At 60.0% G+C, this 26772-nt stretch carries 24 protein-coding genes and 1 riboswitch; of the genes, 15 read left to right on the forward strand and 9 right to left on the reverse strand.

Annotated features, from left to right (window positions below; genetic code table 11):
- Positions 1–12: 12 nt before the first annotated feature.
- From FHT86_RS05245 to FHT86_RS05260, 4 genes are all read right to left on the reverse strand, one after another.
- Positions 13–1065, reverse strand: coding sequence for a glycine betaine/L-proline ABC transporter ATP-binding protein (locus FHT86_RS05245; protein ID WP_133705823.1), 1053 nt, complete (start codon positions 1063–1065; stop codon positions 13–15).
- The gene (locus FHT86_RS05250; RefSeq protein ID WP_133705824.1) at positions 1058–1969 is read right to left on the reverse strand and encodes an ABC transporter permease; all 912 of its coding nucleotides are present in this window, start codon (positions 1967–1969) and stop codon (positions 1058–1060) included. Before FHT86_RS05250 ends, FHT86_RS05245 begins: the two co-directional genes overlap by 8 nt.
- A 245-nt stretch (positions 1970–2214) precedes the next feature.
- Positions 2215–3213 carry an ABC transporter substrate-binding protein gene (locus FHT86_RS05255; RefSeq protein WP_133705825.1) on the reverse strand — a complete coding sequence of 333 codons (999 nt, stop codon included), beginning with the start codon at positions 3211–3213 and terminating at the stop codon, positions 2215–2217.
- Positions 3214–4055: 842 nt separating this feature from the next.
- Positions 4056–4199, reverse strand: a complete 144-nt coding sequence (locus tag FHT86_RS05260) for a hypothetical protein (protein ID WP_166656760.1) — start codon at positions 4197–4199, stop codon at positions 4056–4058.
- 236 nt (positions 4200–4435) lie between these two features.
- Between FHT86_RS05260 and FHT86_RS05265 the strand changes: the two genes are divergently transcribed.
- Complete coding sequence (locus FHT86_RS05265) at positions 4436–5890, forward strand: cobyric acid synthase (RefSeq protein WP_133705826.1); 1455 nt, start codon at positions 4436–4438, stop codon at positions 5888–5890.
- Positions 5891–5984: 94 nt separating this feature from the next.
- On the opposite strand, the gene FHT86_RS05270 is transcribed toward FHT86_RS05265, so the two are convergent.
- Positions 5985–7781 (reverse strand): chloride channel protein, encoded by a 1797-nt coding sequence (locus FHT86_RS05270; RefSeq protein ID WP_133705827.1) that lies wholly within the window; start codon positions 7779–7781, stop codon positions 5985–5987.
- Between the two features lie 179 nt (positions 7782–7960).
- Positions 7961–8359, forward strand: a riboswitch (cobalamin riboswitch).
- A gap of 141 nt (positions 8360–8500) precedes the next feature.
- Here FHT86_RS05270 and cobU point away from each other — a divergent pair.
- Genes cobU through cobO form a run of 5 tightly spaced genes read left to right on the forward strand, consistent with a single transcriptional unit; the run spans position 8501 to position 15322 of the window.
- On the forward strand, positions 8501–9028 hold the full coding sequence (gene cobU / locus FHT86_RS05275; RefSeq protein WP_133705828.1) for a bifunctional adenosylcobinamide kinase/adenosylcobinamide-phosphate guanylyltransferase: 528 nt from the start codon (positions 8501–8503) through the stop codon (positions 9026–9028).
- Between the two features lie 5 nt (positions 9029–9033).
- A complete protein-coding gene (cobW, locus tag FHT86_RS05280; RefSeq protein WP_133705829.1) occupies positions 9034–10083 on the forward strand; it encodes a cobalamin biosynthesis protein CobW in 1050 nt (349 codons plus the stop codon).
- 9 nt (positions 10084–10092) lie between these two features.
- Positions 10093–14085 (forward strand): cobaltochelatase subunit CobN, encoded by a 3993-nt coding sequence (gene cobN / locus FHT86_RS05285; protein WP_133705830.1) that lies wholly within the window; start codon positions 10093–10095, stop codon positions 14083–14085.
- Complete coding sequence (locus FHT86_RS05290; protein WP_133705831.1) at positions 14082–14681, forward strand: dimethylsulfonioproprionate lyase family protein; 600 nt, start codon at positions 14082–14084, stop codon at positions 14679–14681. The genes cobN and FHT86_RS05290 overlap by 4 nt, the downstream gene beginning before the upstream one ends.
- A complete protein-coding gene (cobO, locus tag FHT86_RS05295) occupies positions 14678–15322 on the forward strand; it encodes a cob(I)yrinic acid a,c-diamide adenosyltransferase (RefSeq protein WP_133705832.1) in 645 nt (214 codons plus the stop codon). Before FHT86_RS05290 ends, cobO begins: the two co-directional genes overlap by 4 nt.
- Before the next feature lie 105 nt (positions 15323–15427).
- On the opposite strand, the gene FHT86_RS05300 is transcribed toward cobO, so the two are convergent.
- Entirely contained in the window at positions 15428–16162 is a 735-nt protein-coding gene (locus FHT86_RS05300; RefSeq protein ID WP_133705833.1) for a helix-turn-helix transcriptional regulator, read from the reverse strand.
- Between the two features lie 73 nt (positions 16163–16235).
- Between FHT86_RS05300 and FHT86_RS05305 the strand changes: the two genes are divergently transcribed.
- On the forward strand, positions 16236–16553 hold the full coding sequence (locus FHT86_RS05305) for an antibiotic biosynthesis monooxygenase family protein (RefSeq protein WP_133705834.1): 318 nt from the start codon (positions 16236–16238) through the stop codon (positions 16551–16553).
- Between the two features lie 8 nt (positions 16554–16561).
- On the forward strand, positions 16562–17671 hold the full coding sequence (locus tag FHT86_RS05310; protein WP_133705835.1) for a DNA alkylation repair protein: 1110 nt from the start codon (positions 16562–16564) through the stop codon (positions 17669–17671).
- Positions 17672–17735: 64 nt separating this feature from the next.
- On the opposite strand, the gene FHT86_RS05315 is transcribed toward FHT86_RS05310, so the two are convergent.
- From FHT86_RS05315 to FHT86_RS05325, 3 genes are all read right to left on the reverse strand, one after another.
- The gene (locus FHT86_RS05315) at positions 17736–18548 is read right to left on the reverse strand and encodes a helix-turn-helix domain-containing protein (protein ID WP_133705836.1); all 813 of its coding nucleotides are present in this window, start codon (positions 18546–18548) and stop codon (positions 17736–17738) included.
- The gene (locus FHT86_RS05320) at positions 18545–18910 is read right to left on the reverse strand and encodes a nuclear transport factor 2 family protein (RefSeq protein ID WP_133705837.1); all 366 of its coding nucleotides are present in this window, start codon (positions 18908–18910) and stop codon (positions 18545–18547) included. The genes FHT86_RS05315 and FHT86_RS05320 overlap by 4 nt, the downstream gene beginning before the upstream one ends.
- A 103-nt stretch (positions 18911–19013) precedes the next feature.
- On the reverse strand, positions 19014–19799 hold the full coding sequence (locus FHT86_RS05325) for a TSUP family transporter (protein WP_133705838.1): 786 nt from the start codon (positions 19797–19799) through the stop codon (positions 19014–19016).
- Between the two features lie 205 nt (positions 19800–20004).
- Here FHT86_RS05325 and FHT86_RS05330 point away from each other — a divergent pair, with 205 nt between their 5' ends.
- The 7 genes from FHT86_RS05330 (at position 20005) to FHT86_RS05360 (ending at position 26566) form a co-directional block, all read left to right on the forward strand.
- Complete coding sequence (locus FHT86_RS05330; RefSeq protein WP_133705839.1) at positions 20005–20418, forward strand: cobalamin biosynthesis protein; 414 nt, start codon at positions 20005–20007, stop codon at positions 20416–20418.
- A gap of 203 nt (positions 20419–20621) precedes the next feature.
- Positions 20622–21581 (forward strand): nucleoside hydrolase, encoded by a 960-nt coding sequence (locus FHT86_RS05335; RefSeq protein WP_133705840.1) that lies wholly within the window; start codon positions 20622–20624, stop codon positions 21579–21581.
- Between the two features lie 309 nt (positions 21582–21890).
- A complete protein-coding gene (gene cobA, locus FHT86_RS05340) occupies positions 21891–22739 on the forward strand; it encodes a uroporphyrinogen-III C-methyltransferase (protein ID WP_133705841.1) in 849 nt (282 codons plus the stop codon).
- Complete coding sequence (locus FHT86_RS05345; RefSeq protein WP_133705842.1) at positions 22736–24043, forward strand: cobyrinate a,c-diamide synthase; 1308 nt, start codon at positions 22736–22738, stop codon at positions 24041–24043. The genes cobA and FHT86_RS05345 overlap by 4 nt, the downstream gene beginning before the upstream one ends.
- Positions 24040–25038, forward strand: coding sequence for a threonine-phosphate decarboxylase CobD (gene cobD, locus FHT86_RS05350; RefSeq protein ID WP_133705843.1), 999 nt, complete (start codon positions 24040–24042; stop codon positions 25036–25038). The genes FHT86_RS05345 and cobD overlap by 4 nt, the downstream gene beginning before the upstream one ends.
- A complete protein-coding gene (gene cbiB, locus FHT86_RS05355; RefSeq protein WP_133705844.1) occupies positions 25035–26015 on the forward strand; it encodes an adenosylcobinamide-phosphate synthase CbiB in 981 nt (326 codons plus the stop codon). The genes cobD and cbiB overlap by 4 nt, the downstream gene beginning before the upstream one ends.
- A 122-nt stretch (positions 26016–26137) precedes the next feature.
- Positions 26138–26566, forward strand: a complete 429-nt coding sequence (locus FHT86_RS05360) for a L,D-transpeptidase (RefSeq protein WP_133705845.1) — start codon at positions 26138–26140, stop codon at positions 26564–26566.
- Positions 26567–26772: the final 206 nt, after the last annotated feature.

Genomic DNA, 26772 nt, shown 5'->3' on the forward strand with positions numbered 1-26772 from the left:
TGGAGATGTGTTTCAGGCCGCCGCCATCTGCGTCGTTTCATGCGTTGTCGGCGTCACCATGGCAGCGATGATGCCTTGCAGATCGATCGTGCCGATCGGGCGGCCACCGGCATCGGTGACGACGGCAGCGGCGTGTCCGCCGTCGGTCATCTGTTTAGCGGCCATTTCCAGCGTCATGTCGCCGGATACGCGGACCCCATGCGCTTCGCCGGCAATCGGTTTCATGATCGTCTGGGTCTGGATAACGCGGCCGCGGTTCACTTCCTTGACGAAGGCGGTGATATAGTCGTCCGCAGGTTTCAGCACGATTTCCTGGCCACTGCCCTGCTGCACGACCTTGCCATCGCGCAGGATGGCGATCTTGTCGCCGAGACGCAACGCTTCGTCGAGATCGTGGGTGATGAAGACGACGGTTTTCTTCAACTCCTTTTGCAGATCGAGAAGAACGCTCTGCATGTCGACACGGATAAGCGGGTCGAGTGCGGAGAAGGCCTCATCCATCAGCAGTATGTCGGCGTCGTTGGTGAGTGCACGAGCGAGGCCGACGCGCTGCTGCATGCCGCCGGAAAGCTGGTTCGGATAGTGATTCTCGAATCCCTTCAGGCCGACGCGTTCGATCCAGTAATGGCCCTTCTTCTCGCTTTCGGCCCGGGCCACGCCTTGGATGTGCAGGCCGTAGATGGTGTTTTCAATCACCGTGCGGTGCGGCAGGAGGGCAAATTTCTGGAACACCATTGCCGTCTTGTGGCGACGGAACTCACGAAGAGCATTCTCGCCCATCTTGCAGACGTCGACGCCATTGTAGAGCACCTCGCCGGTAGTCGGTTCGATAAGCCTGTTGATGTGGCGGATCAACGTCGACTTGCCGGAGCCCGAGAGACCCATGACGACGGTGATTGCGCCAGCCGGCATGTCGATGTTGATGTCCTGCAGCCCGAGGACATGGCCATGCGTTTCGTTGAGTTCGGCCTTGCCGATCCCGTTTTTCACCGCATCCACATAGTCGCGCCCGCGAGGGCCGAAGATTTTGTAAAGGCCTTTGATCTGGATCGCGTGACTAGCCATGGATGACCTCCGAGTGCTTCTGGAGCCGTCTGCCATAGGCCTGGCTCGTTCGGTCGAAGATAATGGCAATCGCCACCAGGGCGAAGCCGTTGAGGAAGCCGACGGTGAAGAACTGGTTGTTGATGGCCTGCAGCGTGTTCTTGCCAAGTCCGCCGACGCCGACCATCGAGGCGACAACGACCATGGCGAGCGACATCATGATGGTCTGGTTGATGCCGGCCATGATGGTAGGCAAGGCGAGCGGAATCTGCACGTTGAACAGTTTCTGCCGGTGCGACGAGCCGAAGGCGTCGGCTGCCTCCAGCACTTCCTTGTCGACGAGGCGGATGCCGAGATTGGTCAGTCGGATCATCGGCGGAACGGCGTAGATGACCACGGCGATCAGGCCGGGGACTTTACCGATGCCGAAAATCACGACGACGGGGATAAGATAGACGAAGCTCGGCATCGTCTGCATCACGTCGAGGGTTGGGTTTATGATCGATTGCAGCCGGTCGGAACGGGCCATCAATATGCCGATTGGCAGGCCGATGACGATGGCGATGAGCGTGCAGACGGTTACCATGGCAAGCGTCACCATCGTGTCGCCCCACAGGCCGCAGACGCCGATTAGGATCATGGAAATGGCGGTGCCGGCGACGATCTTGAGATTGCGGCTGGCGGCATAGACGACGGCCATCATGACGAGGAGTACGACGAACCAGGGCGTATTGGTGAAAAGCCATTCCAGGTAGTTGAGGAACCATTGCAGCGGCTGAACGACTGCGTCGATGACGTTTCCATAGGCGCGTACCATGCCCCTGAAGCCGTCGTCGATGTTCTTGCGCGCGGCGCGAATGAGAGTGTCGTCGATCGCCGGGAAATTACATAGAACATCCGGCAAAAAACTGCATTGAATAGCCATGAACTTCCCCTTCTTGTCCGGTTCTTGCCCAGCCCATGCGTGTGGCTTTCACGCGCGGACGGTATGGCAGCGCTGCGACCGGTTCTTCAGGCTGCTTCTTCCTTATTACACCATTCGCAGGCACCATTCTGCACTTGTTGCGACCTGTGGCCGCGCCGGTCTGTCGGTATGAGCGTCACCGCAGCCGCTGCGAATGTGGAACTGGCGACCGGCAGAATGCCAGCCGCCAGTCCTGACGTCTCATGTCAAAGCGAAGCCTTGACCTTGGTAGCTACGTCCGGAGAAACCCACTTGGTCCACATGTCGGGATAGGTCTTCAGGAAGTATTTTGCACCGTCTTCGTTCGTGCCCTGATTGTCCGTCATCCAGGCCAGAACCTTGCCGACTGTGCCGTTGTCCCATTTGCGGGTCTTGACGTAATCCATGGCAATGCCAGCCTTGGAGGCAAAGGCCTTGGTCACGACAGTGTAGACGTCGGAAACCGGATAGGAATTGACCTTCGGATTGGCGCAATCCTGGATGGCCGTGCAAGCGTCCCATTCCTTCTTGTCGTGCGGGACGTTGAAGCTCAGACGTACCATGTCGTATTTGCCGAGGATCGCGGTCGGAGCCCAGTAGTAGCCGAGCCAGCCGGTCTTCTTTTCGAAGGCGTTAGCGATCGAGCCGTCAAGGCCGGCGGCCGAACCGGTGTCCACTAGCGTGAAGCCGAGCTTTTCGGCGCCAAGCGCCTTATAGAGATTGGCCGTAGAAATCTGGCAGTTCCAGCCCGACGGGCAATTGTAGACGGCGGCCTTCGAGGAATCTTCCGGGGCGGGGAAGAGCTCCGGATGCTTCAACGCGTCCTGGACGGTCTTGATGTCCGGATGAGCATCGGCGAGGAACTTCGGAATCCACCAGCCTTCGACACCACCGTCGCTGAGAAGCGGCGCGGCCTCGATCAGGCGGCCTTCGGAAACGGCCTTGTCGAGCGCGGTGCGCACGGCATTGACCCAGAGTTCGGGCGCGACGTCAGGCTCGCCCTTTTCGTCCATAGAGGTGAAGGTCGGCTGCGTGTCGCCGGTAACGAGCGTGACGTTGCAGCCATAACCGTTCTGCAGGATGATCTTGTCGACCTGCGCGGCGACGCCAGCCGAGGCCCAGTTCATTTCGGCGATCGACACGTCACCGCATTCTGCAGCCTGTGCCGAGCCAGCCAAGGCATAGGCACCGAGTGCGAAGATGGCGGAAGCGATGAGCTTCTTCATTGGATAATGTCTCCCAGTTTCTCGTTAAGTTATGGGAATCGACTCCAGGCAGACATGATGCCCGCCGATCCCCCCGTCAGCGTGGTCAAACCACAACCGTTCACCCGCCGCTGACGACGTCTGCCCGGTCCTCTGTCCTGCTGTCGTGCGTTTGCTCTTTGTGCGGCTACGGAACCCTGTCACAGCCGTGCTCTTTTTACATCGACGGCATGCAGCCTAAGGATTTGAGTGAAGAAATCAACCTGTTGTCGGCTGAACGGACTTACCACGCCTTGTCGAAAAGCTTATATAAGCGCTTGAATTAGCCTATTTTCTGCTATTCGTGGCTGTAAAATGGGCATGGAAGCTGCGGGTCATGCTCTCCGAGTGAGTGGAGATTAATGATTGCTAAAATATCGCGTCCGGCAAAGACTTTTTTTATTCCATTCGCGTCGTTTTCATCCTCGTGAGAAAAACCAGAAAATTTTCGAAAAATTTTCGGATTCATCCTTATTTAAGCTCTTAATAACCCTCCGGTAACGATGTCCGGCTATCAATCAGGGCGTGGCGGGCATACCGCTGCCTCTCCGGGTCAGGTTGTGCGTACCGGAGAAAGCGAGCCTTGCAGTGTGAGATGCAAGCGAGCCGGCGTTTTTTTGGCAAACCGCGTTGATCCTCGGATCGCGCGGTTTTCGCGTTTTAGGGCTTGCTCTAACGGTCTCATGGAGAATCGATATAAGATATCGCTAAAATTCACGCGAGGCGCGCTGTTTGCCTGCATCTGAATGACGGGAAACAGCAAAGCCGCCGATGCGGTCGCATTGGCGGCTGGTTGTGCGATGGGCTGAAGGCTTGACGGCCAATCAACCGGCGCTATAGGTGCGGATCAAGCCGATCAGGCCGAAGCGGGTATCGAGCTGCTGCAGGCGGTTGTCGGGGCGACGCGACGGCAGTTTCGAATTCCAGGCGATCTGGATGGAATTCTTGTTGTTGAAGATGAAGAGCATCGGGGTATCCTCTGGGCCGGATCGACCGGCTTTCGTTGTTTGATTTGGCAGTGGAGATAATCCTCTTCAGCACGGTGAACAATGGATGAAATCGTCATCCGATGTCGCAAACAGAGCGTATATCGAAGTGGTGCGTTTTTGCCTCGGATATCCGGTTTTTTGCCGTTAATTGTCGCGGCGAAATCAAGGCAAAATCCAGTATTTCCAGCGGTAGTGCCATATCGGAGCGATGAGGGATGACGAAGGCGATCATGCTGCAGGGGACCGGCTCTGATGTCGGAAAAACGGTATTGGTGGCTGGGCTTTGCCGCCTGTTCGCCAATAGGGGCGTTCGAGTGCGCCCATTCAAGCCGCAGAACATGTCTAACAATGCAGCGGTCGCCGAGGACGGTGGCGAGATCGGCCGGGCGCAGTGGCTGCAATCGCTTGCCGCGCGCGTGCCGTCATCGGTGCACATGAACCCGGTGCTGCTGAAGCCGCAGTCGGAGACCGGCAGCCAGATTATCGTGCACGGCAAGGTCTGGGGGCAGGCAAAGGGCAGGGACTATCAGGCGCTGAAGCCGCAACTGCTCGGCGCCGTCCTGCAAAGCTTTGCGACCATGCGCGCCGGAACCGATCTGGTGATCGTCGAGGGCGCCGGTTCGCCGGCCGAGATCAACCTCAGACAGGGCGATATCGCCAATATGGGGTTTGCGACCCGTGCCAATGTCCCGGTGGTGCTGGTCGGCGATATCGACCGCGGCGGCGTGATCGCTTCGCTGGTCGGCACGCATCATATCCTGCCGGATCAAGACCGGCGGATGATCCGTGGCTACCTGATCAACAAGTTCCGCGGTGATATCTCGCTATTCGGCGAAGGCGTCGATGCCATCGGGGGTTTCACTGGCTGGCCATGCTATGGCGTCGTACCCTGGTTGAAGGCGGCAAGCCGCTTGCCGGCCGAGGATTCGGTGGTGCTGGAGCGGCTGGCGCGGGGCTCGGACGGCGCGTTGAAGATCGCCGTGCCCGTCCTGCCGCGCATCGCCAATTTCGACGATTTCGATCCGCTTCGCGCCGAGCCGGATGTCGATCTCGTCTTCGTTCGTGCCGGCGAGCGGTTGCCCGCGGATGCGGGGCTCGTGGTCCTGCCGGGCTCGAAGTCGACCATCGGCGATCTCCTGGATCTGCGGGCGCAAGGATGGGATCAGGATATAGTGGCTCACGCCCGCCGCGGCGGGCGTGTCATCGGTATTTGTGGTGGCTACCAGATGCTCGGCCGCATGGTGCATGATCCGCACGGTATCGAGGGATCAGTAACAGAGACGCCAGGGCTCGGCTTGCTCGATGTCGAAACCGAGATGGCGCCGGAAAAGACTCTACGCAACAGCGTGGCTTTTTCCAGGGAGTACGATGCGCCGCTTTCGGGCTATGAAATCCATCTCGGTGTGACGCAAGGCGTCGACTGCGATCGGCCCTCGACCATGATCGACGGCCGGCCGGATGGCGCGCGCTCCGGCGATGGCCTGATCATGGGCACCTACCTGCACGGGCTTTTCACCAGCGATGCCTACCGGGCAAAGCTGCTGGCTAGTTTCGGTTTGACCGGCGAGCGTGTGGATTATCGTGCCGGTGTCGAGGTCGCTCTGGACGAGATTGCGGCGGAGCTGGAAGCGGTGCTCGATCCGGCCTGGCTCGACAGCCTGGTGCACTAGATCGGTTCAGCTTTTCATGGAATCGCAGAACCGCTCTTTTTGTTCTTTCGAAATTCCGGACGGAAAACCGCTTCGCACTTTTCCTGGAATTACACTAAATCTCGCCCGAAACCTCGCGGCGTCGGCGGTCGAGTTCTTCGCTGTAGCGACGCAGCGTATAGCTTTCAGTGAGCAGGCCGATCACCTTGCGCTCGATCAGGTCGTTGATCACCACCAAAGCTTCGCTTTCGGTCTGGTCGAACAGGGCTGCCGCCTGCTTGGCATTCATTTGCGGCTGCAGAAAGTCGTTGCGATGACGGATGAAATCGGCAAGGCCGTGTTCTTGGTCGTCCTTCTCGACCGGGCTCGCATAAATGTCCGGCATCAGTACCATGCCGGCATATTTCTCGTCCTTGTCGATAAGAATGACGCGCTGGGCCGAGCCGATCGGAAAACGGTGGCGAAACTCCTCGATGCTCATGTCGACATCAGCCGTGTGCACATCCGGACGCATCATGCGGGCGACCGTCAGGTTGCGGATCCAGCCGACGTCGTGGGCGCTGCGGATGCTTTCCCCGCGCAGATGGAAGCGCCAGGTGGCGAACGAATAGCCGAAGGTGGTGCGTACCACCAGCGATGAGGTGATCACGGCGGCGAGCACCAGCGCGGTGATCGGAAAATCGCCGGTGATTTCGAGCGCGAGGAAGGTCATGGTCAGCGGCCCGCCGATGATGGCGACGGCAAGCGAGCTCATGCCGACGACGGCATAGACAGCCGGCGTCAGCGTGGCATGATCGAAATAGGGGCCGCAATAAGCGAAGATCTTGCCGAGCAGTGCGCCCATGAACAACGACGCAAAAAACAATCCACCCCTGAAGCCGGAACCGATCGATACGGCAGATGCCAGCGATTTCAGAATGAAGATTCCGGCCAGTGCGCCCAGGGTCACATTTGTCGACAGGTTGAGATGCAGTGCGCCGTGGCCCGCCGACAGAACCTGCGGCGAGATTAGCGCCAACAGGCCGACAACGAGGCCGCCGAGAGCGGGGCGAAGGGGCGGCGCGATGGAGCTCTTGCGCGCGAACTCTTCGACCCAGGCGACGCCTTGCATGATCAGGATGCCTATACCGGCGCAGAAAGCACCAAGCAGGACAGCCGGAAGATAGTCAGCGGGGACGATCTCGCCGAAATGATCGATGTCGATGGCGAAGTCGTCACCGGCGAGCAATCTTGCGATCATAGTCGATATCAGCGCCGAGACGACGACAGGTGTCAGCGTGAGGATGGAATAACTGCCGATGATCAGCTCGAAGGCATAGAAGGCGCCGGTCAGCGGCGCATTGAACGCCGCGGCAATGGCGCCGGCAGCGCCGCAGCCGACGAGCATGCGCAAGTCCGCGCGGCGCATCTGCATCTTATGGCCGAATTTCGACGCAATGCCGGCGGCAAGCTGTGTGTAACCCGCTTCAAGCCCGACCGAGGCGCCGAAACCGTTCGAGATCAGGTTCTGCACCGCGACGAGGATACTGTCGGTGAGCGACATACGGCCGCCGTGCAGCGCATTGGCTTCAATCGGGTCGACCATCGGCTTCTTGCGCGTGCGCGACAATACATAGAGCAGGATGCCAAGGATGATGCCGCCGGCTACGGGCGCGATCAGCAGTACCGACTTGTCGGGTATCGCCACCGCTGCCGAACTAAGGCGCTCGTAGTCGGTTATGCCATAGATGACGCTGTGAAGCTTGCGTGAAATGAAGCTCATCGCTGTTACGGCGCAACCGGAGGCTATGCCCACCAGAGCGCCGGCGAAAACAAGTCCCAATTCGCCACGACGCAGCAATGCCCTGAACCGACCGAGATCGAATAGGGCGGAGAAGACGCCGAGGCGGCGCGGTTGGAATTTCTGCAACATGGGGAACAGACGATAGTTTTGTGCTCAGAGGGATACGCTTAGCTTCTATAAACTCCTAACATCAAAGAAATGCGGCAAAAAGACCGGCGGACGCCGTGACTTTTATGCCTATTTCGCCGTTGGGACAGCCAATGTCGTATCCGCTGCCTTGATTGACTTGCAGGGGCCGAAAGCCTAATCATTGCGGCATAACGAATGGTTCCCGAGCGGCGATCTGCCGCATGGGATGAAAAGGGAATGTGAAGGAGCGGACCCAACTCGGGCGTTCTCATCACAGCCGACCCCGCGACTGTAGAGCGGTCAGGGTCTTCCATCCGGTCTGAGGGTATTTCGCTGATGGTCCGCGTGGTGCGGGCGGGCGAAAGCAACTTCGGGACGGAAAAGCCACTGGCGTGGCATCGTGATCAACCAAGGCTGGACGCCTCTAGTTCTACGAATCGTCCGCTTTTTCATGATGCTAGCCGGGAAGGCGAGGGAGATCCGCTGGTGCAGGATCGGGGGTGACCGATTTCGGTCCGCCCCCGCTTGCTGCGCCTCATCCGCGAGCCAGGAGACCTGCCATGCGTGCCGGGTACAAGGCCCACCCCAGGGACGGATGTCCCGCTGCCAGCACGGAGGTTGTCATGGCGCGAAATGAGTTTTTGGCGTGCAAGCGCCTGCTTTTCGGTTTCAGCACGCGTCGTGCCGACCTTCGCCCTCGTGTGGGGCGGAGATAGCTGATGCCGTCCTCACTGTCCCGTGCCGTCCTTGTTCTCGGCGGCGCACGCTCCGGCAAATCCCGATTCGCCGAATCGCTGATCTCGGACACGGGTCTCGACCGTCACTATGTGGCGACAGGGCAAGCCTGGGACGAGGAAATGCGCGATCGTATTGCCCAGCATCGCGCCGAGCGGGGTGATTTCCTCTGGACGACGCATGAGGAGCCGTTCGATCTGACGGCCCGGCTGGCGGCGATCGACGGAGAGGGCCGCGCTGTTCTCGTTGATTGCCTGACGCTTTGGGTCACCAATCTGATGATGGCGGAGCGCAACATCGCGGCGGAATTTTCCGCTCTCACCGAATTTCTACCACAGGCAAAGTCGCGTCTTGTCCTCGTTTCCAACGAGGTCGGGCTTGGCATCGTGCCTGAAAACCGTATGGCGCGCGAGTTCCGCGATCATGCCGGCCGGTTGCACCAGATGATCGCGGCGGCGAGCGCCGAAGTCTATTTTATCGCGGCGGGGCTGCCGCTGAAAATGAAGGGTTGATCCGCATGAACCAGGAAAAGATTCCCGCCACCGTCATTACCGGCTTCCTTGGTGCCGGCAAGACGACGATGATCCGCAATCTCTTGCAGAACGCGGGTGGCAAGAAGATCGCCCTCATCATCAACGAATTCGGCGATCTCGGCGTCGACGGCGACGTGCTGAAGGGCTGCGGCGCGGAAAACTGCACCGAAGACGATATCATCGAGCTGACCAATGGCTGCATTTGCTGCACCGTGGCCGACGATTTCATCCCGACCATGACTAAGCTTCTGGAGCGCGAAGCACGCCCGGATCACATCGTTATCGAGACCTCCGGCTTGGCTCTGCCACAGCCGCTGGTCGCCGCCTTCAACTGGCCGGATATTCGCACCCAGGTCACCGTCGACGGCGTCATTACCGTGGTCGATAGCGCCGCTGTAGCCGCCGGCCGTTTCGCCGATGATCACGATGCTGTCGAAGCCCGTCGCGTCGAGGACGAATCGCTCGATCACGAAAGCCCGATCGAGGAGCTGTTCGAGGATCAGCTGACCTGCGCGGATCTCATCGTCCTCAACAAGACCGACCTGATCGACGTTGCCGGCCTTAGCCGCGTCCGCACCGAAGTTGCTTCCCGCACCGCCCGTAAGCCTGTCATCATCGAAGCGAAAAATGGTGACGTTCCGGCTGCCATCCTGCTCGGCCTGGGCATTGGCACCGAAGGCGACATTGCCAACCGCAAATCGCATCACCAGCTGGAGCACGAGGACGGCACCCCCCACGATCACGATGAATTCGACAGCTTCGTCGTCGATCTCGGTCCGATTGCCGACCCGGCTGTCTTTGTCGAGAAGTTGAAGGGCGTGATTGCCGAACACGATGTCCTGCGCCTCAAGGGTTTCGTCGATGTGCCCGGCAAGCCTATGCGCCTGCAAATCCAGGCTGTCGGCAGCCGTATCGACCACTATTTCGATCGCGCCTGGACGCCCGGCGAAGCGCGCGCGACGCGGCTGGTGGTGATTGGACTGCATGAGATGGATGAAGGGATCGTACGCAAGGCCATGGAAGCGTTGGTCTAAGGCGAAGCCATGCATCTCCTCCTAGCCCAAAGGGGAACGATCAGCGATGGCGAGGAGGCGATTGATCTCGGCCAGTCGCCGGGCGATATCCTGTTCCTGTCGGCCGCGGATACCGAGCTTGCGGCGATTGCCTCTGCTTATGGGCGGGGGGAGACCGCTCGTTCGTTGCGGCTCGCGAGCCTGATGAGCCTCAAGCATCCTATGTCCGTCGACACCTACATCGAGCGGACGGCGCGGCATGCGAAGCTGATCGTCGTGCGGGCACTTGGTGGCGCCAGCTATTTTCACTATGCGCTCGAGGCACTGCATGCTTGCGCTGTTCGCAACGGCACGTTCATCGCAGTGCTGCCGGGGGATTCGAAGCCTGATCCGGGGCTCACGCCGTTTTCCAACGTTGCGCTCGAGGACCTCAATGCACTTTGGTCCTATCTGATCGAAGGCGGTGACGCCAATTCACGGGCATTTCTCGGCTATGCCGAGGCGATGCTGTCAGGAGCGGAGAAACCGGCTCCGGCGGCGCCGTTGATGAAAGCGGGAATCTGGTGGCCGGGTAGGGGCGTCATCGGCGTTGATGAGTGGAGAAGCATCTCTCTGTCGTCAACAGCAGCGGAGGAGGGATTTGTCCCCCCGACTGCCGCAATCTCTTTCTACCGCGCTCTCGTCCAAAGCGGCGAAACCAAGCCTATTGAAGCCATGATCGAGGCTCTTATTGCCGAAGGCATGCGACCTTTACCGGTGTTTGCCTATAGCCTCAAAGATTCAGTGTCAGTCGGTATTCTCGAAAGTGTTTTCGCTGAGCTGATGCCGGACGTGGTGATCAACACAACCGGCTTTGCCGTTTCGGCGCCAGGGGCTGATCGCCAGCCGACCGTATTGGAGGCGAGTGACGCCGTCGTACTGCAGGCAATCTTCTCGGCGTCCTCCAGGGAGGCTTGGGAAGCCTCATCGCAGGGGCTATCGGCGCGCGATCTCGGCATGAACGTGGCGCTGCCGGAGGTGGACGGGCGTGTGCTGGCCCGCGCTGTCTCGTTCAAGGCAGCGGCACGTTATGATGATCGCGTCGAGGCCAATATCGTTGCGAGCGAGCCGGCCGAGGACCGTATGCGTTATACCGCTCGATTGGCAGCCAATTGGACACGGTTGCGCAGAATATCGCCGCAGGACCGGCGTGTGGCGCTGGTCATGGCCAACTATCCAAACCGAGACGGACGACTCGGCAATGGCGTCGGGCTCGATACGCCGGCGGGTACGATAGAAGTACTAAAGGCGATGCAGGCGGCGGGTTATCCGGTTGCCGATATTCCCGCCGACGGCGATGCATTGATGCGTCATTTGATGGATGGGCCGACCAATTCCGGCCACGATGGCAGGATCGTTCGCGAGACGCTTTCTTTAAGCAAATACAGATATTTCTTCTCGTCTCTTCCCATCCAGATTCAGGATGAGATCACCGCCCGTTGGGGCAATGCGGAGAGCGATCCTTATGTTCGCGACGGCGCCTTTGCCCTGCCTTTTACCCGTTTCGGCGACGTGCTGGTCGGCATCCAGCCTGCGCGCGGCTACAATATCGATCCAAAGGAAAGCTATCATTCTCCGGACCTCGTGCCGCCGCACGGCTACCTCGCTTTCTATGCGTTCCTGCGTCAATCCTTCGGCGCGCATGCCGTCGTCCACATGGGCAAGCATGGAAATCTCGAATGGCTGCCCGGCAAGGCCCTGGCTCTTTCGGAAGCCTGTTATCCCGAAGCGATCCTTGGGCCAATGCCGCATCTCTATCCCTTTATCGTCAATGATCCCGGCGAGGGTACGCAGGCCAAGCGGCGCACGAGCGCCGTCATCATCGATCACCTGACTCCGCCTTTGACCCGCGCTGAAAGCTATGGGCCGCTCAAGGATCTCGAAGCGCTGGTAGACGAATATTACGAGGCCTCCGGCGGCGACCCTCGCCGTATCCGGCTGTTGCGCAAGCAGATCCTCGATCTGGTTGCCGACATCGGGCTCGATCAGGATGCCGGCATTGCCAAAGGCGAAGGCGAGGATGAGGCGTTGAAGAAACTCGACGCCTATCTTTGCGACCTCAAGGAAATGCAGATCCGCGACGGATTGCATGTTTTCGGCGTATCCCCATCCGGAAGGCTGCTGACAGATTTGACGGTGGCTTTGGCGCGTGTGCCGCGGGGGTTGGGTGAGGACGGCGACCAGAGCCTGCAGCGGGCGATTGCTAGGGATGCGTTCGGACCAGAGAGAGCGGAGGGTGCGATACCCCCCTCGGTCGCTCTCGCGACATCTCCCCCACAAGGGGGGAGATCGTTAGCCCGCGGAGCCTCTTCGTATCAAGTAGAGATTGAACCCGTTGACGCTATGCGCAGCGATTTGGGAGAGCGGAGCGGCATACTCCAACCGATCTCCCCCCTTGTGGGGGAGATGTCAGCGAAGCTGACAGAGGGGGGTATTCCTCCGCAGAAGCCATTCGATCCATTGGATTGCGATATGGCGGCGGAATGGATTGGATCGCGTCCCGATATTCTCGCCGACAGGTCCGACACTCCGTGGCGCACACAAGGCGATACCGTCGAGCGTATCGAACTTCTGGCCGCGAGGTTCGTTGCCGGCGAAATTGCCTGTCCCGAAAACTGGCCGCAAACCCTTACCGTCCTTGCCGGAATCGAATCTCGCCTCAAACCTTCGATACTCGCCTGTGGTGACGCCGAAATTGCTGCGCTTATGAAAGGCCTTGACGGCCGGTTTGTGCCGCCCGGCCCCTCCGGTGCGCCGACGCGCGGCAGGCCGGATGTTTTGCCGACGGGTCGGAATTTCTATTCCGTCGACAGCCGCGCCGTCCCGACGCCTGCGGCCTATGAGCTTGGCAAGAAGTCGGCCGAGCTTTTGATCCGCCGCTATGTGCAGGATCACGGAGAGTGGCCGGTTTCCTTCGGGCTGACGGCCTGGGGCACGTCGAATATGCGCACCGGCGGTGACGATATTGCCCAGGCGCTGGCCTTGATCGGCGTCAGGCCAGTTTGGGACATGACCTCGCGGCGGGTTACCGGCTATGAGATCATCCCACCGGCTCTCCTGAACCGGCCACGGGTCGATGTTACCCTTCGCATTTCCGGCTTCTTTCGAGATGCCTTTCCGGAGCAGATCGCGCTGTTCGATAAAGCGATCCGCGCGGTCGGTGCGCTGGATGAGGATCCCGCCGATAATCCGATTGCAGCGCGTATGCGCGGCGAGGTCGAACGATTAAAGGCTGCCGGATTGGATGAGGCTTCGGCTAACCGACGAGCCGGTTACCGCATCTTCGGTTCCAAACCCGGCGCTTACGGAGCCGGCCTGCAGGCGCTGATCGACGAAAAGGGTTGGGAGCGGCGCGCCGATTTGGCAGAAGCCTATCTCGTCTGGGGCAGCTATGCCTATGGCGCCGGCGACGAAGGTCGGGCCGAGCGTGGCGTGTTCGAGGAGCGGCTGCGTTCGATCCAGGCGGTGGTGCAGAACCAGGACAATCGGGAGCATGACCTGCTCGACAGCGACGATTACTACCAGTTCGAAGGCGGCATGGCGGCTGCGGCGGAACAGCTCGCAGGCGCGCGTCCTTCGATCTATCACAACGACCACTCCCGGCCAGAAAAACCGGTCATCCGCTCGCTGGAAGAGGAGATCGGCCGTGTGGTGCGCGGTCGCGTCGTCAATCCGAAGTGGATTGATGGTGTCATGCGCCACGGCTACAAGGGCGCCTTCGAGATATCAGCCACGGTCGACTATCTCTTCGCCTTCGCCGCGACGACGGGTGCTGTACGCAATCACCATTTCGAGGCGGTCTATCAGGCTTTTGTCGCCAATCCGCGGGTGCGTGATTTCATGGCGGAGAAGAATCCGGCGGCTTTGCGGGAGATGAAGGAGCGTCTGTTGGAAGCGATCGATCGTCAGCTCTGGACGCCACGCAGCAATTCGGCACAATTCGATCTGAAGACGCTGGTGAGGGACAAGGAGGTCGTGGCGTGAGCGTGGTCGATGCTCTTCTTCAGGTTTTTCACGGCTACGTCGCTTCGCGAAGCGATCCCGTATTGAGACGTTTCGTCGAAGGTTTCGATTGGCGGATGGCTGAGCGGCCACTTGAGCCTCATAGTCTGCCGGTCTTGGACTATCTAAATGTGCTCCATCCACCAGTCGATGGCGCAGAGGGCGAACTGTTTTCCGGTCTCGCGGCGGCGGCGAGCGCATTGCACTGGGCGCAAACCTATAACATCGCCGATTTTGGCGCTGATTTTCTGCAGAGATACGGTTGGGTCGAGCTTTTTGGTACGCGTGGCCACTTCGTCAGCGACGAAATGGCCGGTGGCTTCCTGATGCTCGGACCGGATGTGCACTATCCGGATCACCATCATATCGCCGAGGAAATCTATATCCCGCTGACCGATGGCTCACAGTGGAGCAAGGACAGCCAAGCCTTCCTGCCACGCTGGACGGGCGAGATCATTCATCACCCCTCGGATATTCGCCACGCGATGCGAACCGAGAGGACACCGTTGGTGGCGCTTTACCTTTGGCGAGGCGGACCGCTGGCGCAGAAATCGATAATTCCAGGGAGAGCAGTATGAGCGAAGAGATGGCCGAAACGGGCGCAGAAGCGCCACGGAACGATGACGCGCGCCATGCCGACAAGATGGCCAAGAAGAAGGCCGCACGCGACAAGATCATGGCGACGAAGACGGATGAGAAGGGGCTGATCATCGTCCACACCGGCAAGGGCAAGGGCAAGTCGTCGGCCGCTTTCGGCATGATCTTTCGTCATATCGCCCACAGGAAGCCGTGCGCGGTGGTTCAGTTCATAAAGGGCGCGATGTGGACCGGCGAGCGGGATCTGATCGAAAAGCATTTCTCCGATATCTGCCAGTTCCACACCATGGGCGAGGGGTTCACCTGGGAGACGCAGGATCGTGCCCGCGACGTGGCAGCCGCTGCTGCGGCCTGGGAGAAGGCCAAGGAGTTGATCCGCGACGAGCGAAATTCGATGGTGCTGCTCGACGAAATCAACATCGCACTTCGCTACGATTATCTTGATATCAATGACGTTCTGACCTTCTTGCGGGAAGGGAAGCCTGTCATGACCCATGTTGTGCTGACCGGCCGCAACGCGAAGGAAGAGCTGATCGAGATCGCCGATCTCGTCACCGAAATGGAGCTGATCAAGCATCCGTTCCGCTCCGGTATCAAGGGGCAGCCGGGCGTCGAATTCTGACTAGAGCATCCCGCTTTCAGGTGGAATCACCGGAAAGCGGATAGGATGCTCTAGATTCCAAAAAACTAGAGCGACCTTTGCGCTTTCGAGTGAACGCACGGCACTCTAGAGAAGCGAGGCGCTTTGATCGGCAGCGGCGATGTAGATCTTCGGATCGCCGACGCGAAAAGTAGTCGATTGCAGTTCGGCCGAGCGGATGCGATCGACACGGAAGGTGCGGATATCGTCGCGCAGGTGATCCCAGGTGATGAGATACCAGACGGGCGCATTCAAATAGAGGAATTGCGGCTCGATCCGGCGGCTTGTCACAACGCCGTCGCGTGCCTCGTAATCGATGATCACTTGCCGCTGCTCGAAGAAGGCTTGTGACACAAGTGCAAGATTGGCCCGGCTCGGCGGGACGTAGCTATTGACGACGTTGAGCGTTGCTGGCCCGCCGACGATGATGCGGCGACGCAAGTCGCGGATGCGGCCTTGGTAGCCTTCGGCAAAGGCAGCGGACACCTTGCGCTTGATCGAAGTCAGATACTGCAACAGCAAAGGCGAGCCGACTTTTTCGGCAATGGTGATGCTGAGCAGCAGGTCGATCGTTTCGAGATGATCGAGATGAAGCCGGCCGAGCGACCAGCTACGATGCAGTTGCATCCCGCCGCCACGGCCACGGTCGGCGTCGATCGGCAGGCCGCTTTGGCGTAGCAGTGCAATGTCGCGGTTGAGGGTGCGCAGGCTGACGCCCATCTCGGCCGCGAGCTCGGCGGCGGTCGCGTGCTCACGTTCGCGAAGCAGCCCTTTCAGCTCTTCCAGCCTGTTCAGCCTTGTTCCATCTGCTTTGCGTGCCATGGCTGAAATATGTCGTTATCTGTCCTATTAAGCAATAAGGAAGGGCGATCTGACTCAACCCGAGGATAAGACGATGACGGGAAAAGTTATGGAATGGGCGCCATTCAGGCTTCGCCGCGACGTATCCGAAGGCGCGCTTCTGGCAGCGGCTGCAAAAATGCAGGATCGCTTTTTGAAGCAACAGCCCGGTTATCTCAATCGCGAATTGGTGCGCGCCAGTGATGGCACCTATGTCGATGTCATTTGGTGGCGCTCTCATGCTGACGCGGCCGCCGCGATGCCGAAGGTACATGCGAGCAAGGACTGTCTCGACTATTTCGATCACATGCAGATCGATGCTGCCAATGCCGGCACCAGCGTGCTGCACTTCGAACAACTGCGGAGCTTTTGAGGGATAGCATGGCGGAACGGCTGAAGGATCGCTTCGGTGCTGAGGTGCCGACCCGTATCGCCGAAATGATCGGCGCGGTGCATCCGGCATTCGACAGGAACAGGTTCGTTGCCGCGACGCTCGACGGGTATGAGCCGCTGGAGCTGATGGATCGCGGGCGGGCGATTGCGCGTAGCCTCAAGGCGTTCTTGCCTGGAGATTATCCCAAGGCGGTCGATATTCTCATTCGCTCGCTGGGTCCGGAAATGGATGGCAGCGACAATTTCGGCATGACGCCGTTTCTTTATCTGCCGCATACGATTTTTGTAGCGGACAACGGCATCGAACACTTCGAACCGTCCATGCGGGCGCAATATGAGCTGACCAAGCGTTTTACCGCCGAATTCTCTATCCGCACCTTTCTCGACAAACGTCAGCACGAGACATTGGAGCGGCTGCGCCTCTGGGCCGGCGACGCCAATGTGCATGTCCGACGGCTGGTCTCGGAAGGCACTCGCCCGCGCCTTCCGTGGGCTCAGCGGCTCCGCGGCTTCCAGGCCGATCCGGCGCCCGTGCTGGAGCTGCTGGAGCTGCTGAAGGACGATCCGGAGCTTTATGTCCGGCGTTCCGTCGCCAACAATCTCAACGATATCGGCAAGGATCATCCCGGCATTCTCATCGACACGGTGCGCCGCTGGGGCGTGGATGCGCCGGAGGAGCGTCGACGGCTGATCCGCCACGCGCTCCGCTCCGCGGTCAAGCGCGGCGAGGCCGATGCGATCGGTGCGATGGGTTATTCCGGCGCGGAAGGCATTCGCGTCGGCAGCGCCGAGATAATGCCGGCGAGGGCGCAGATGGGCGATATCGTCCGCATCGGCTTTTCCCTCGTTAACGACGGAGAAGCCGCGCAATCCCTGCTGGTCGATTTTGCCGTGCACTTCGTCAAGGCCAACGGCTTGGCAAGGCCAAAGGTTTTCAAGCTGACCTCAGTTTCATTGGCGTCCGGCGAAACGGCGCAGTTCTCCAAGGCATTGCGCCTGGATGACCTGACCACGCGCAAACATTATCCGGGGCTGCACCGGGTCGAGGCCATGGTCAACGGCGTGGCGTTGGAAGTGGGAGAGTTTGTGTTGGGTTAGCGACTGAAAAACTTGCCCGAACGTCGGGCCATCGAGATAGAAAGCGCTTGGTCGAGCGGTTTCATCAACTCTCCTGCACGAGTGCGGCCATCTCTTTCAACGCCTCGGCCGTCGCCTGATCCGCAGGAAAAAGGGATTCGATCGCCAGTTCCGCCAGGGTAATATCGACGGGCGTGCCGAAGATAGTGGTTGTCGAAATGAACGAGAGGCGTCCGGCGTCGGTAACGAGTTCGAGCGGTACGGCGATGCCGGCATAATCGCGGCTGGGCGCGCTTGGCTTATGTGTTGCCGACATAGGGTAGGCCGTGAGTTCCTTCAATAAATCGGAAAGCAGCGGGTCGCCAGTCGCTACGATCTGCTGGCGCAGCCTTTCCAGCAGATGCGCGCGCCATTCCTGAAGATTGAAGATGCGCGGCGCAAGGCCGTTCGGATGCAGGCTGAGTCTCAGGACATTCACCGGCGGCTTGATCAGCGTGGCATCGACGACGCCGGAGAGCAGGGGCGCAACAGCGGCGTTTGCGGCGATCAGCGTCCAATGCCGGTCGATCGCCAGTGCCGGAAATGGTTCGTGGCCCTTCAGAATGACGTCGATGGCCCGGCGTGCGGGAGCTAGCGCCGGATCGTCCAGAGAACGCTCCGGGAAGACCGGGGCAAAACCAGCGGCCAGCAGCATCGGATTGCGCTCTCTAAGCGGCACGTCCAGGCGCTCAGCGAGATGCATCAGCATGTCGCGGCTTGGAAGTGAGCGCCCGCTCTCGATGAAGCTGAGATGCCGTTGCGATATCTCGGCTTCGAGGGCGAATTCGAGCTGGCTCAAATGGCGGCGTTGCCGCCATTCGCGCAAGTAGTCGCCGAGAGGGCGGGCGGGCATCATCATATGGCCGCCGGGGCTTGGTCGAGAAAGCCGTGAACCGTTTTCAGCCTTTCGCCGTCGAGAATGGCAAAATCCGTGCCCTTGATCAGAGGCTCATCGCCTTCGGCGCCGAGGCTCCAGGAGAAACGGATGTTCTCGCCGTAGCGATCGGCCGGGCCGGCGAGCTTGAAGCGGAAGCCGGGGAGACGGGTATGCACGGCGGCGACCAGTGCGTCGATCTGCTCATGGCCTTCGCCGCGCATCAGCGGATCGACGTAGGTGCAGGATTCAGTCCAGGCTTCAGTGATGAGGGCGCGTCGGCGCTCCGCATCGGTCTCGTTCCAGACTGCCAGATAGCGTTCGGCAATTGTTGTCGCATCGGTCATAGGGTCAACTCCTTTGGATCACCTGAACCATTCAGGCAAGGCGATCATGGGTGAGCCCTTCAGCACTATCAATTACGTGGCAGGTAATCAAAGCCGCCTGGTATCAAAACCCCAGCCAGCTGCGTACAGGATTGGTCGGGTCGGCAAGCAGCTTGATGGCGAAGGCGATGCAGACGATGACCAGCAGCGGCTTGATCAGCCTCGCGCCGATGCGCATGGCAAGCCGTGAACCGGCTTGAGCGCCGAGGAACTGACCAAGCCCCATGGTGAGGCCGACCTTCCAGAGGATGACGCCTGAGAAGATGAAGACGATCAAACCGCCGAGGTTGGAGCCGAAATTCAATAGCTTCGTATGCGCAGTCGCCTTCAGCATGCCGAAGCCGACGAGTGTGACGAAAGCGAGCATGAAGAACGAGCCCGTTCCGGGACCGAAGGCGCCATCGTAAAAGCCGATCAGCGGCACGAAGGTGAAGCCAAAGAGGGTTGCGCTCATGCGGCCGTGTTTTTCGATATCGTTGAGATTGGGCTTGAAGGCGAAATAAAGCGCTATGGCGATCAAGAGGAATGGCAGGACGATCCGCAGGACGTCACCGGGCATGATCGTCGCCAGCGTCGCGCCCAACATGCCGCCGCCGACGGCCATCAACGCCATCGGTAACTGCGTACGAAGCTGCACATGGCCCTGGCGGGCATAGGCAATGGTCGCGGAAGCCGCGCCGCAGATCGATTGCAGCTTGTTGGTGCCGAGCGTCTGCAACGGCGGGATGCCGACAAGCAGCATGGCAGGCACGGTGATCAACCCGCCGCCACCGGCAATCGAATCAACAAAACCGGCGAAGAAGGCGGCGGCGAAGAGCAGAAGCAGCAGATGAAGGGTGATGTCTTGCAAGGCGAGAAACTCGGAGGCATGGGGTTTCGTGCGCCTTCTTGCATTCGACCGGCGCAACCGCAATTGCAGTTGAGACACAGTCGGTGAAATTGACGGGCAGGAGGATGGTTCTGTAGATGGTCGCGTGAGTGTGCTTTTGACGCGCCCTAGCATGGTGCGCGGCAACGGCAGATTCTCCTGACTTTCCCTGCGAGGCTCTTTTCCCATGACGCCGTCCGATCACTCCCTTGTTTCCACCCGCCGCTATGTTCTCGGCCTGGGTTGCGAGCGCGATACAGACTGGAACGATGTGCGTCTGCTTGCTGAACGGGCTTTGCGGGAGATCGGGATAGAGGTCGATCAGGTCCTTGCGATTGCTTCGATCGATACGCGGAATAACGAACCGGCGATACTGGAGGTGGCGGCCCATCTTCGCCTGCCGCTGCTTTTTTTTGATGCTGCAACACTGGAACGTGAGACGCCGCGCTTGAAGAATCCGTCGGAACTCGTCTTCGCTCACGTCGGCTGCCACGGCGTCGCCGAAGCCGCCGCCCTGGCTGCTGCTGGACCCATCGCGGAGCTTGTTCTTCCAAAAATAAAATCCGGCTTTGCCACTGCTGCGATTGCGAAAATCGGCTGAATTGTCGGCTCGCCGGCATTGTTTTGTCGCACCCTGCGATGAAATTGCATCCGATATTGCAGAAATGGCGGCCGTGGCTATGGTGAGGCATTTCGCCGTTCGCGGTTCGCGCGGGTCCCGGCGACTTCGGAGCTTGATCCCTAAAACTGCGGCGCGGTTTTTGGATAAGGTCAGGCTCATCAAAAGGATAACAAGGAAAAATCATGCACAAGGTCATTTACGACACGGACCCTGGCGTCGACGACGCTATGGCGCTTCTCTTCCTGCACCGTCATCCGGATATCGATCTTCTCGGCGTCACCACGGTGTTCGGCAATGCTTCCGTCGACACGACCACGCGCAATGCGCTGTTTCTGAAGCGCGAGTGGAGCATTCCGTGCCCGGTTGCCCGTGGCGCCAGCGTCACGTTCGATCCGTCGCGGCAGGAGCGGGCTTGGCCCACCTCCGTGCACGGCCACAACGGCCTTGGCGATATTGCGGTTCCGGCAACGATCGAGCTGCCGACCGATCCGCGTCCGGCCTATCAGTTCATCATCGATACTGTCCGTGCCAATCCGGGCGAGGTAACGCTGGTCGCCGTCGGCCGCATGACCAATCTGGCGCTGGCGCTAAAGCACGATCCTGAGATCGCCAGGCTGGTAAAGGATGTCGTCATTATGGGCGGCAATTTCTATGTTCCGGGCAACGTAACGCCGGTGGCGGAAGCCAATATCCATGGCGATCCGGAAGCCGCCGATGCCGTCATGACCGCATCCTGGAAAGTCGTGGTCGTCGGCCTCGACGTGACCGCGATTACCACGATGAGCCGCAGCTATCTTGCCGAGATGGCGAAGGCCGGCGGTCCGTCCGTGCAATTGTTGTCGGACCTGTCGCAATCCTATATCGACTTCTATAGCCATGCAGTGGACGACGGCATGATGGTGCATGATAGCTGCGCCTGCGTCTATGTCGTGGCGCCGGAACTGTTCGATACCATCGAAGGTGCGGTCCGTGTCGTCTGCGGCGGCATTGCCGACGGCCAGACCATCGTCAAACCGAACGGCCGACGTTTTCCGCCGAGCGAATGGGACAATCTGCCGAGCCAGATCGTCTGCACAGGCATCCGCTCCCAAACGGTTATCGATCTGATCCGCGATGTGATTCTCGACAAGGCGAACCACTGAGATCAGATTTGGAGAGGGCGGTTACGCCGTCCTCTCCAAAAGATACTTGTTCGCGCGACTGTCTATTTTCTAATATTATCAAATTGTTGTGCCGGCCCTCTGACAATTCGAATCAAAGAATTTGAGCGATGAAATCGTCTTTTTCCTTGCGGTCTTCGTCGCTTGGGGAAAAGCGAATAGCGCAGCGCCGCTGCCACTGAGATCCGGTCTGTCCTATCATCCCGGGATGGAGATGGGAGTCGAGCCTGGAGCCGCCTTATCCCATTCTCAAGATTGCAATTTTGGCCATCCGAGCATAGGACAGGTGGGATGAACGATACCGCATTTTCCAATCTGCCGGCCCTGGAGCCGGGCTCCGTCTGGCTCGTTGGCGCCGGGCCGGGTGATCCCGGGCTGTTGACCTTGCTCGCGGCCAAAGGATTGGCGGAGGCGGATATCATCGTGCACGATGCGCTCGTCAACGAGGATTGCCTGAAACTCGCCCATCCCGGTGCAATGCTGGAATATGCGGGCAAGCGCGGCGGTAAGCCGTCCGCCAAGCAGCGGGACATTTCGCTGCGCCTTGTCGAGCTGGCGCGTGCGGGCAAGCGTGTGTTGCGGTTGAAGGGCGGCGATCCCTTTGTCTTCGGGCGCGGCGGCGAAGAGGCGTTGATGCTGGTCGAACACGGCATTCCGTTCCGCATCGTGCCGGGCATTACCGCCGGTATCGGCGGTCTTGCTTATGCCGGCATTCCTGTCACCCATCGCGACGTCAATCATGCCGTCACCTTCCTGACGGGCCACGATTCCTCCGGCGTTGTGCCGGACGCGATCAATTGGGAAGCGATCGGCAGGGGCTCGCCCGTCATCGTCATGTACATGGCGATGAAGCATATTGCGCAGATTAGCGCCAATCTCATCGCCGCCGGCCGTTCGGCCGACGAGCCGGTCGCTTTCGTCTGCAATGCGGCCACGCAGGCGCAGCAGGTGTTGGAGACGACGCTGGGGCAGGCTGAGACCGATGTCGCTGCGTCCGGCCTGGAACCGCCGGCGATCGTCGTGGTCGGCGATGTCGTACGGCTGCGGCCCTCCCTCGATTGGCTGGGGGCTCTATCCGGCCGCAAGCTCCTGCCGGAGACGGAAGTGCGGGCGGGTGCCGCTCACAAGGTATCGGCATGAGCGGCCTGCTGATCGCCGCGCCCGCCTCGGGCTCGGGCAAGACCACGGTTACGCTCGGCCTCTTGCGGGCTTTGCGGAAAAGGGGGATCGCAGTGGCGCCGGGCAAAGCCGGCCCTGACTATATCGACCCCGCCTTCCTCGCGGCTGCCAGCGGTTCGCCCTGCCTCAATTTCGATCCCTGGGGCATGCGGCGCGAATTGATCTCCGCCAATTCGGCGCTGCATCGTGCCGGCGGAAGAATGCTGGTCATCGAAGCCATGATGGGGCTGTTCGATGGCGCGGCGGATGGTTCCGGCACGCCGGCTGATCTCGCTGCTTTTCTTGGGCTTTCTGTCGTGCTGGTGGTCGATGCCTCGCGCATGTCCCAATCGGTTGCCGCCCTGGTCAGCGGCTTTGCTAATTTCCGCGCCGATGTCCGCATCGCCGGCGTCGTCCTTAACCGCGTCGGCAGCGACCGGCACGAGGCAATGCTGCGCCGGGCATTGGTGGCCGTGCGTATTCCCGTGGCCGCCGTCATTCGCGGCGACAAGGGGCTCACGCTGCCGGAGCGGCATCTCGGGCTGGTGCAGGCGGGGGAACATGCGGGGCTTGAGGAATTCATCGAACATGCGGCGGAGACGCTGTCCAAGGCATGTGATTTCGGATTGCTGCTGCGCGCTGCCCACCAGAATATCGTCCGGCCATCGGCCGCCAACATTGCCCGGCTGATGCCGTTTGGACAACGCATCGCTGTCGCGCGCGATATCGCTTTCGCCTTCTGTTACGAGCATATGCTGCTTGGCTGGCGCCGGCGCGGGGCGGAGATTTCGTTTTTCTCGCCGCTTGCCAATGAGGCTCCGATGACGGATGCAGACGCTATCTACCTGCCGGGCGGCTACCCGGAACTGCATGCGGGCAAGCTTGCCACCGCGACCCATTTTCATGGGGCGATACAGGCTGCAGCCGCGCGCGGTGTGCGAATCTATGGCGAGTGCGGCGGCTATATGGTGCTTGGCGACGGATTGGTGGATGCGACCGGCGTGCGCCATGAGATGCTCGGCCTGCTACCGGTCGTCACCAGCTATGAGAAGCGCCAGCGGCATCTCGGTTACCGGCGCGTGACACCACTTGCCGGTTCTTTCTTCGAGCGGCCGATGACGGCACATGAATTTCACTATTCGACTATCGTCTCCGAAGGCGCGGCTGATCGGCTGTTTGAAGTCAAGGACGCGCTTGGGGCAGATCTTGGCACGGCCGGCCTGCAACGCGGCAATGTCGCTGGGTCCTACATGCACCTGATCGACCTTGGTGGTGACGCCGCATGACGAACAGGATCGTGCATGGCGGTGGCATCACGGCAGCGGCTCGTCTTTACGGCGGACGACCGGAGGACTGGCTCGATCTGTCGACCGGCATCAATCCCAATCCCGTCGCTTTGCCGGAGATTCCCGTTTCAGCCTGGCACCGGCTGCCGGACCAGCATCTGGTGGAACGGACGAGGGAGGCGGCGAGGATCTATTATCGCAGCGGCGATATCCTGCCGTTGCCGGTCCCGGGTACGCAATCGGTGATCCAGCTTCTGCCGCGGCTTGGATCGGTGAGCGGTGCCGCCATCCTGTCGCCGACCTACGGGGAATATGCCCGCGCCTTTGCGCTGGCCAATCTGCCTGCCCTTAAGATTGCCGAGATCGGTGATCTCAGTCTCGGGCGCAATCTGGTCATCGCCGTCAATCCCAACAATCCGGATGGCCGAACGCTGTCCGTCGACCGGTTGCGGGAATTGCATGATCGGCTGCAGGATCGAGACGGCATGCTCGTAGTCGACGAAGCGTTCGGGGATATGGAGCCGGAAAGCAGCCTTGCGCCGTATGCTTCCTCGATGCCGAACCTCATCATCTTTCGTTCCTTCGGCAAATTTTTTGGGTTAGCCGGTCTGCGCCTCGGTTTCGCCATCGCGGAAGCCTCGATCTCAGAGCGTTTCGAAGACTGGCTCGGCCCTTGGGCCGTTTCCGGACCGGCGCTTTCACTGGCCGCCTCCCTGATGGCGGGTGACACGACCACCATTCGCAACCGCATTCTCGATCGGCGGGCGGCGCTGGACATTGTTCTGAGCGGGGCCAAACTCAAGACGGTCGGAGGCACCGGCCTATTCGCGCTTGTTGCCGACGACCATGCAAGCGACATATATTCGCATCTTTGCCGCCATCATATTCTCGTCCGCAAGTTCGACTATGCGCCGAATTGGCTGCGTATTGGTCTTGCTCCGGACGAGGAGGCCGATCGCAGGCTTGCCGGGGCGCTCGAGGATTATTCGATATGATGACCGACGAACACTTGCTTATCCTCATTCTGGCATTGCTATTGGACCGAATCATCGGCGATCCCGATTGGCTGTGGCAGCGCGTGCCGCATCCCGTCGTACTGTTCGGCAGGGCGATTTCCTTCTTCGACCGCCATTTCAACGCAAAAGAACTGCCGGGTTTGACGCGCCGCCGCAACGGCGTGATGTCGATCGTCGCGCTGCTGTTCGGCGCGGTCATTGCCGGCTGGGCCGTGCATGGACTGCTCGCCTTTTTCGGCTGGCTCGGCATCTTGGTCGAGGCAGGGCTGGTGGCGATCTTCCTGGCGCAGAAGAGCCTGGCCGACCATGTCGGCGAGGTATCAAAGGCGTTGCGCAGCGAGGGATTGGACGGTGGACGCCGCGCCGTATCGCGTATCGTCGGCCGTGATCCAGAAACGTTGGATGAGCCCGGCGTTTGCCGCGCCGCGATCGAGAGCCTTGCCGAGAATTTCTCGGATGGCGTCGTGGCGCCGGCGCTCTGGTATGCCGTTTTCGGCCTGCCGGGCCTGTTTGTCTACAAGATGCTGAATACCGCCGATTCGATGATCGGCCATAAATCCGAGACCTATATCGACTTCGGCTGGGCTGCCGCCCGGCTGGACGACATCGCCAACTGGCCGGCCGCGCGGCTGTCGATTCTGTTGATTGCCGCCGGCGCACTCGCCAAGAAGGGGATTTCGGCGCTCGGCAATACCATTCGCGTTGCGGTCCGTGACGGCGGGCTGCATCGGTCGCCGAATTCGGGCCGGCCGGAAGCGGCGATGGCGGGGGCCCTGGATATCCAGCTTGCCGGGCCGCGCGTCTATGGCGGCCAGGTCGTGCGCGAACCGATGATCAACGGTTCCGGCCGCGATATCGCCACCGTCAGCGATGTCGAGGCCGGCATCTCGATCTTCTATTCGGCATGCACAATGCTGACGCTCGTTGCCTTTATCGCCTTCCTGTTGCTGTTGTAATTGGCCGGTCCGCATTAACGAATTGTTCATTATCTGTATTAATCTAGTATAATTAGAGAGGTGATAGTTTTTCCGTCCGTCGGAATTGTTTCAAAAAGAAGCAAACGATGGAAGGGGACAAGATGAAACGAATACTGGCAGCCGCTGCCGCATGTCTATGCCTGCAGTTTCATGTCGCTTCAGCACAGGCTGCGACTGTTCTTGCCAATATTGATCTCCGATCGCAGACGATGACCGTTTCCGAGGACGGCGTTCTCAAGTATCGCTGGAAGGTATCGACGGCACGCAGGGGCTATGTGACCCCAACCGGTTCCTATACGGCGAAATGGCTGTCGCGCGATCATCGCTCGAAGAAATACGACAATGCGCCTATGCCTTATGCGGTGTTTTTCAATGGCGGCTATGCAGTGCACGGCACCTATGAGCTGAAGCATCTCGGCCGGCCCGCCTCGCATGGCTGCGTCCGTCTCGAGCCGCGAAACGCCGCGACTTTCTTCTCGTTGACATCGGAGGTGGGCCTGAGCAACACGCGTATCGTCATCAACCAATGATCGTCGCTTGCTCTTTGCTCGGGCGATATGGGTGGGATTGCAACTAATTTGCTTTGCTTTGTCGCTAAGCCGCAATACTGCCGCATCTTGCCCGCATGTCGGCCGTTATTCCGGCAATTGTGCATCGGAAGTATCTTTGCTGTTTAGGCAACAGTGCTTCGCCAAATTACGGGGGTCTCGGGTGGAAACCATTGGCTTTTGGAATG

This window comes from Rhizobium sp. BK313, from assembly GCF_014193655.1.
Taxonomy (GTDB): Bacteria; Pseudomonadota; Alphaproteobacteria; order Rhizobiales; family Rhizobiaceae; genus Rhizobium.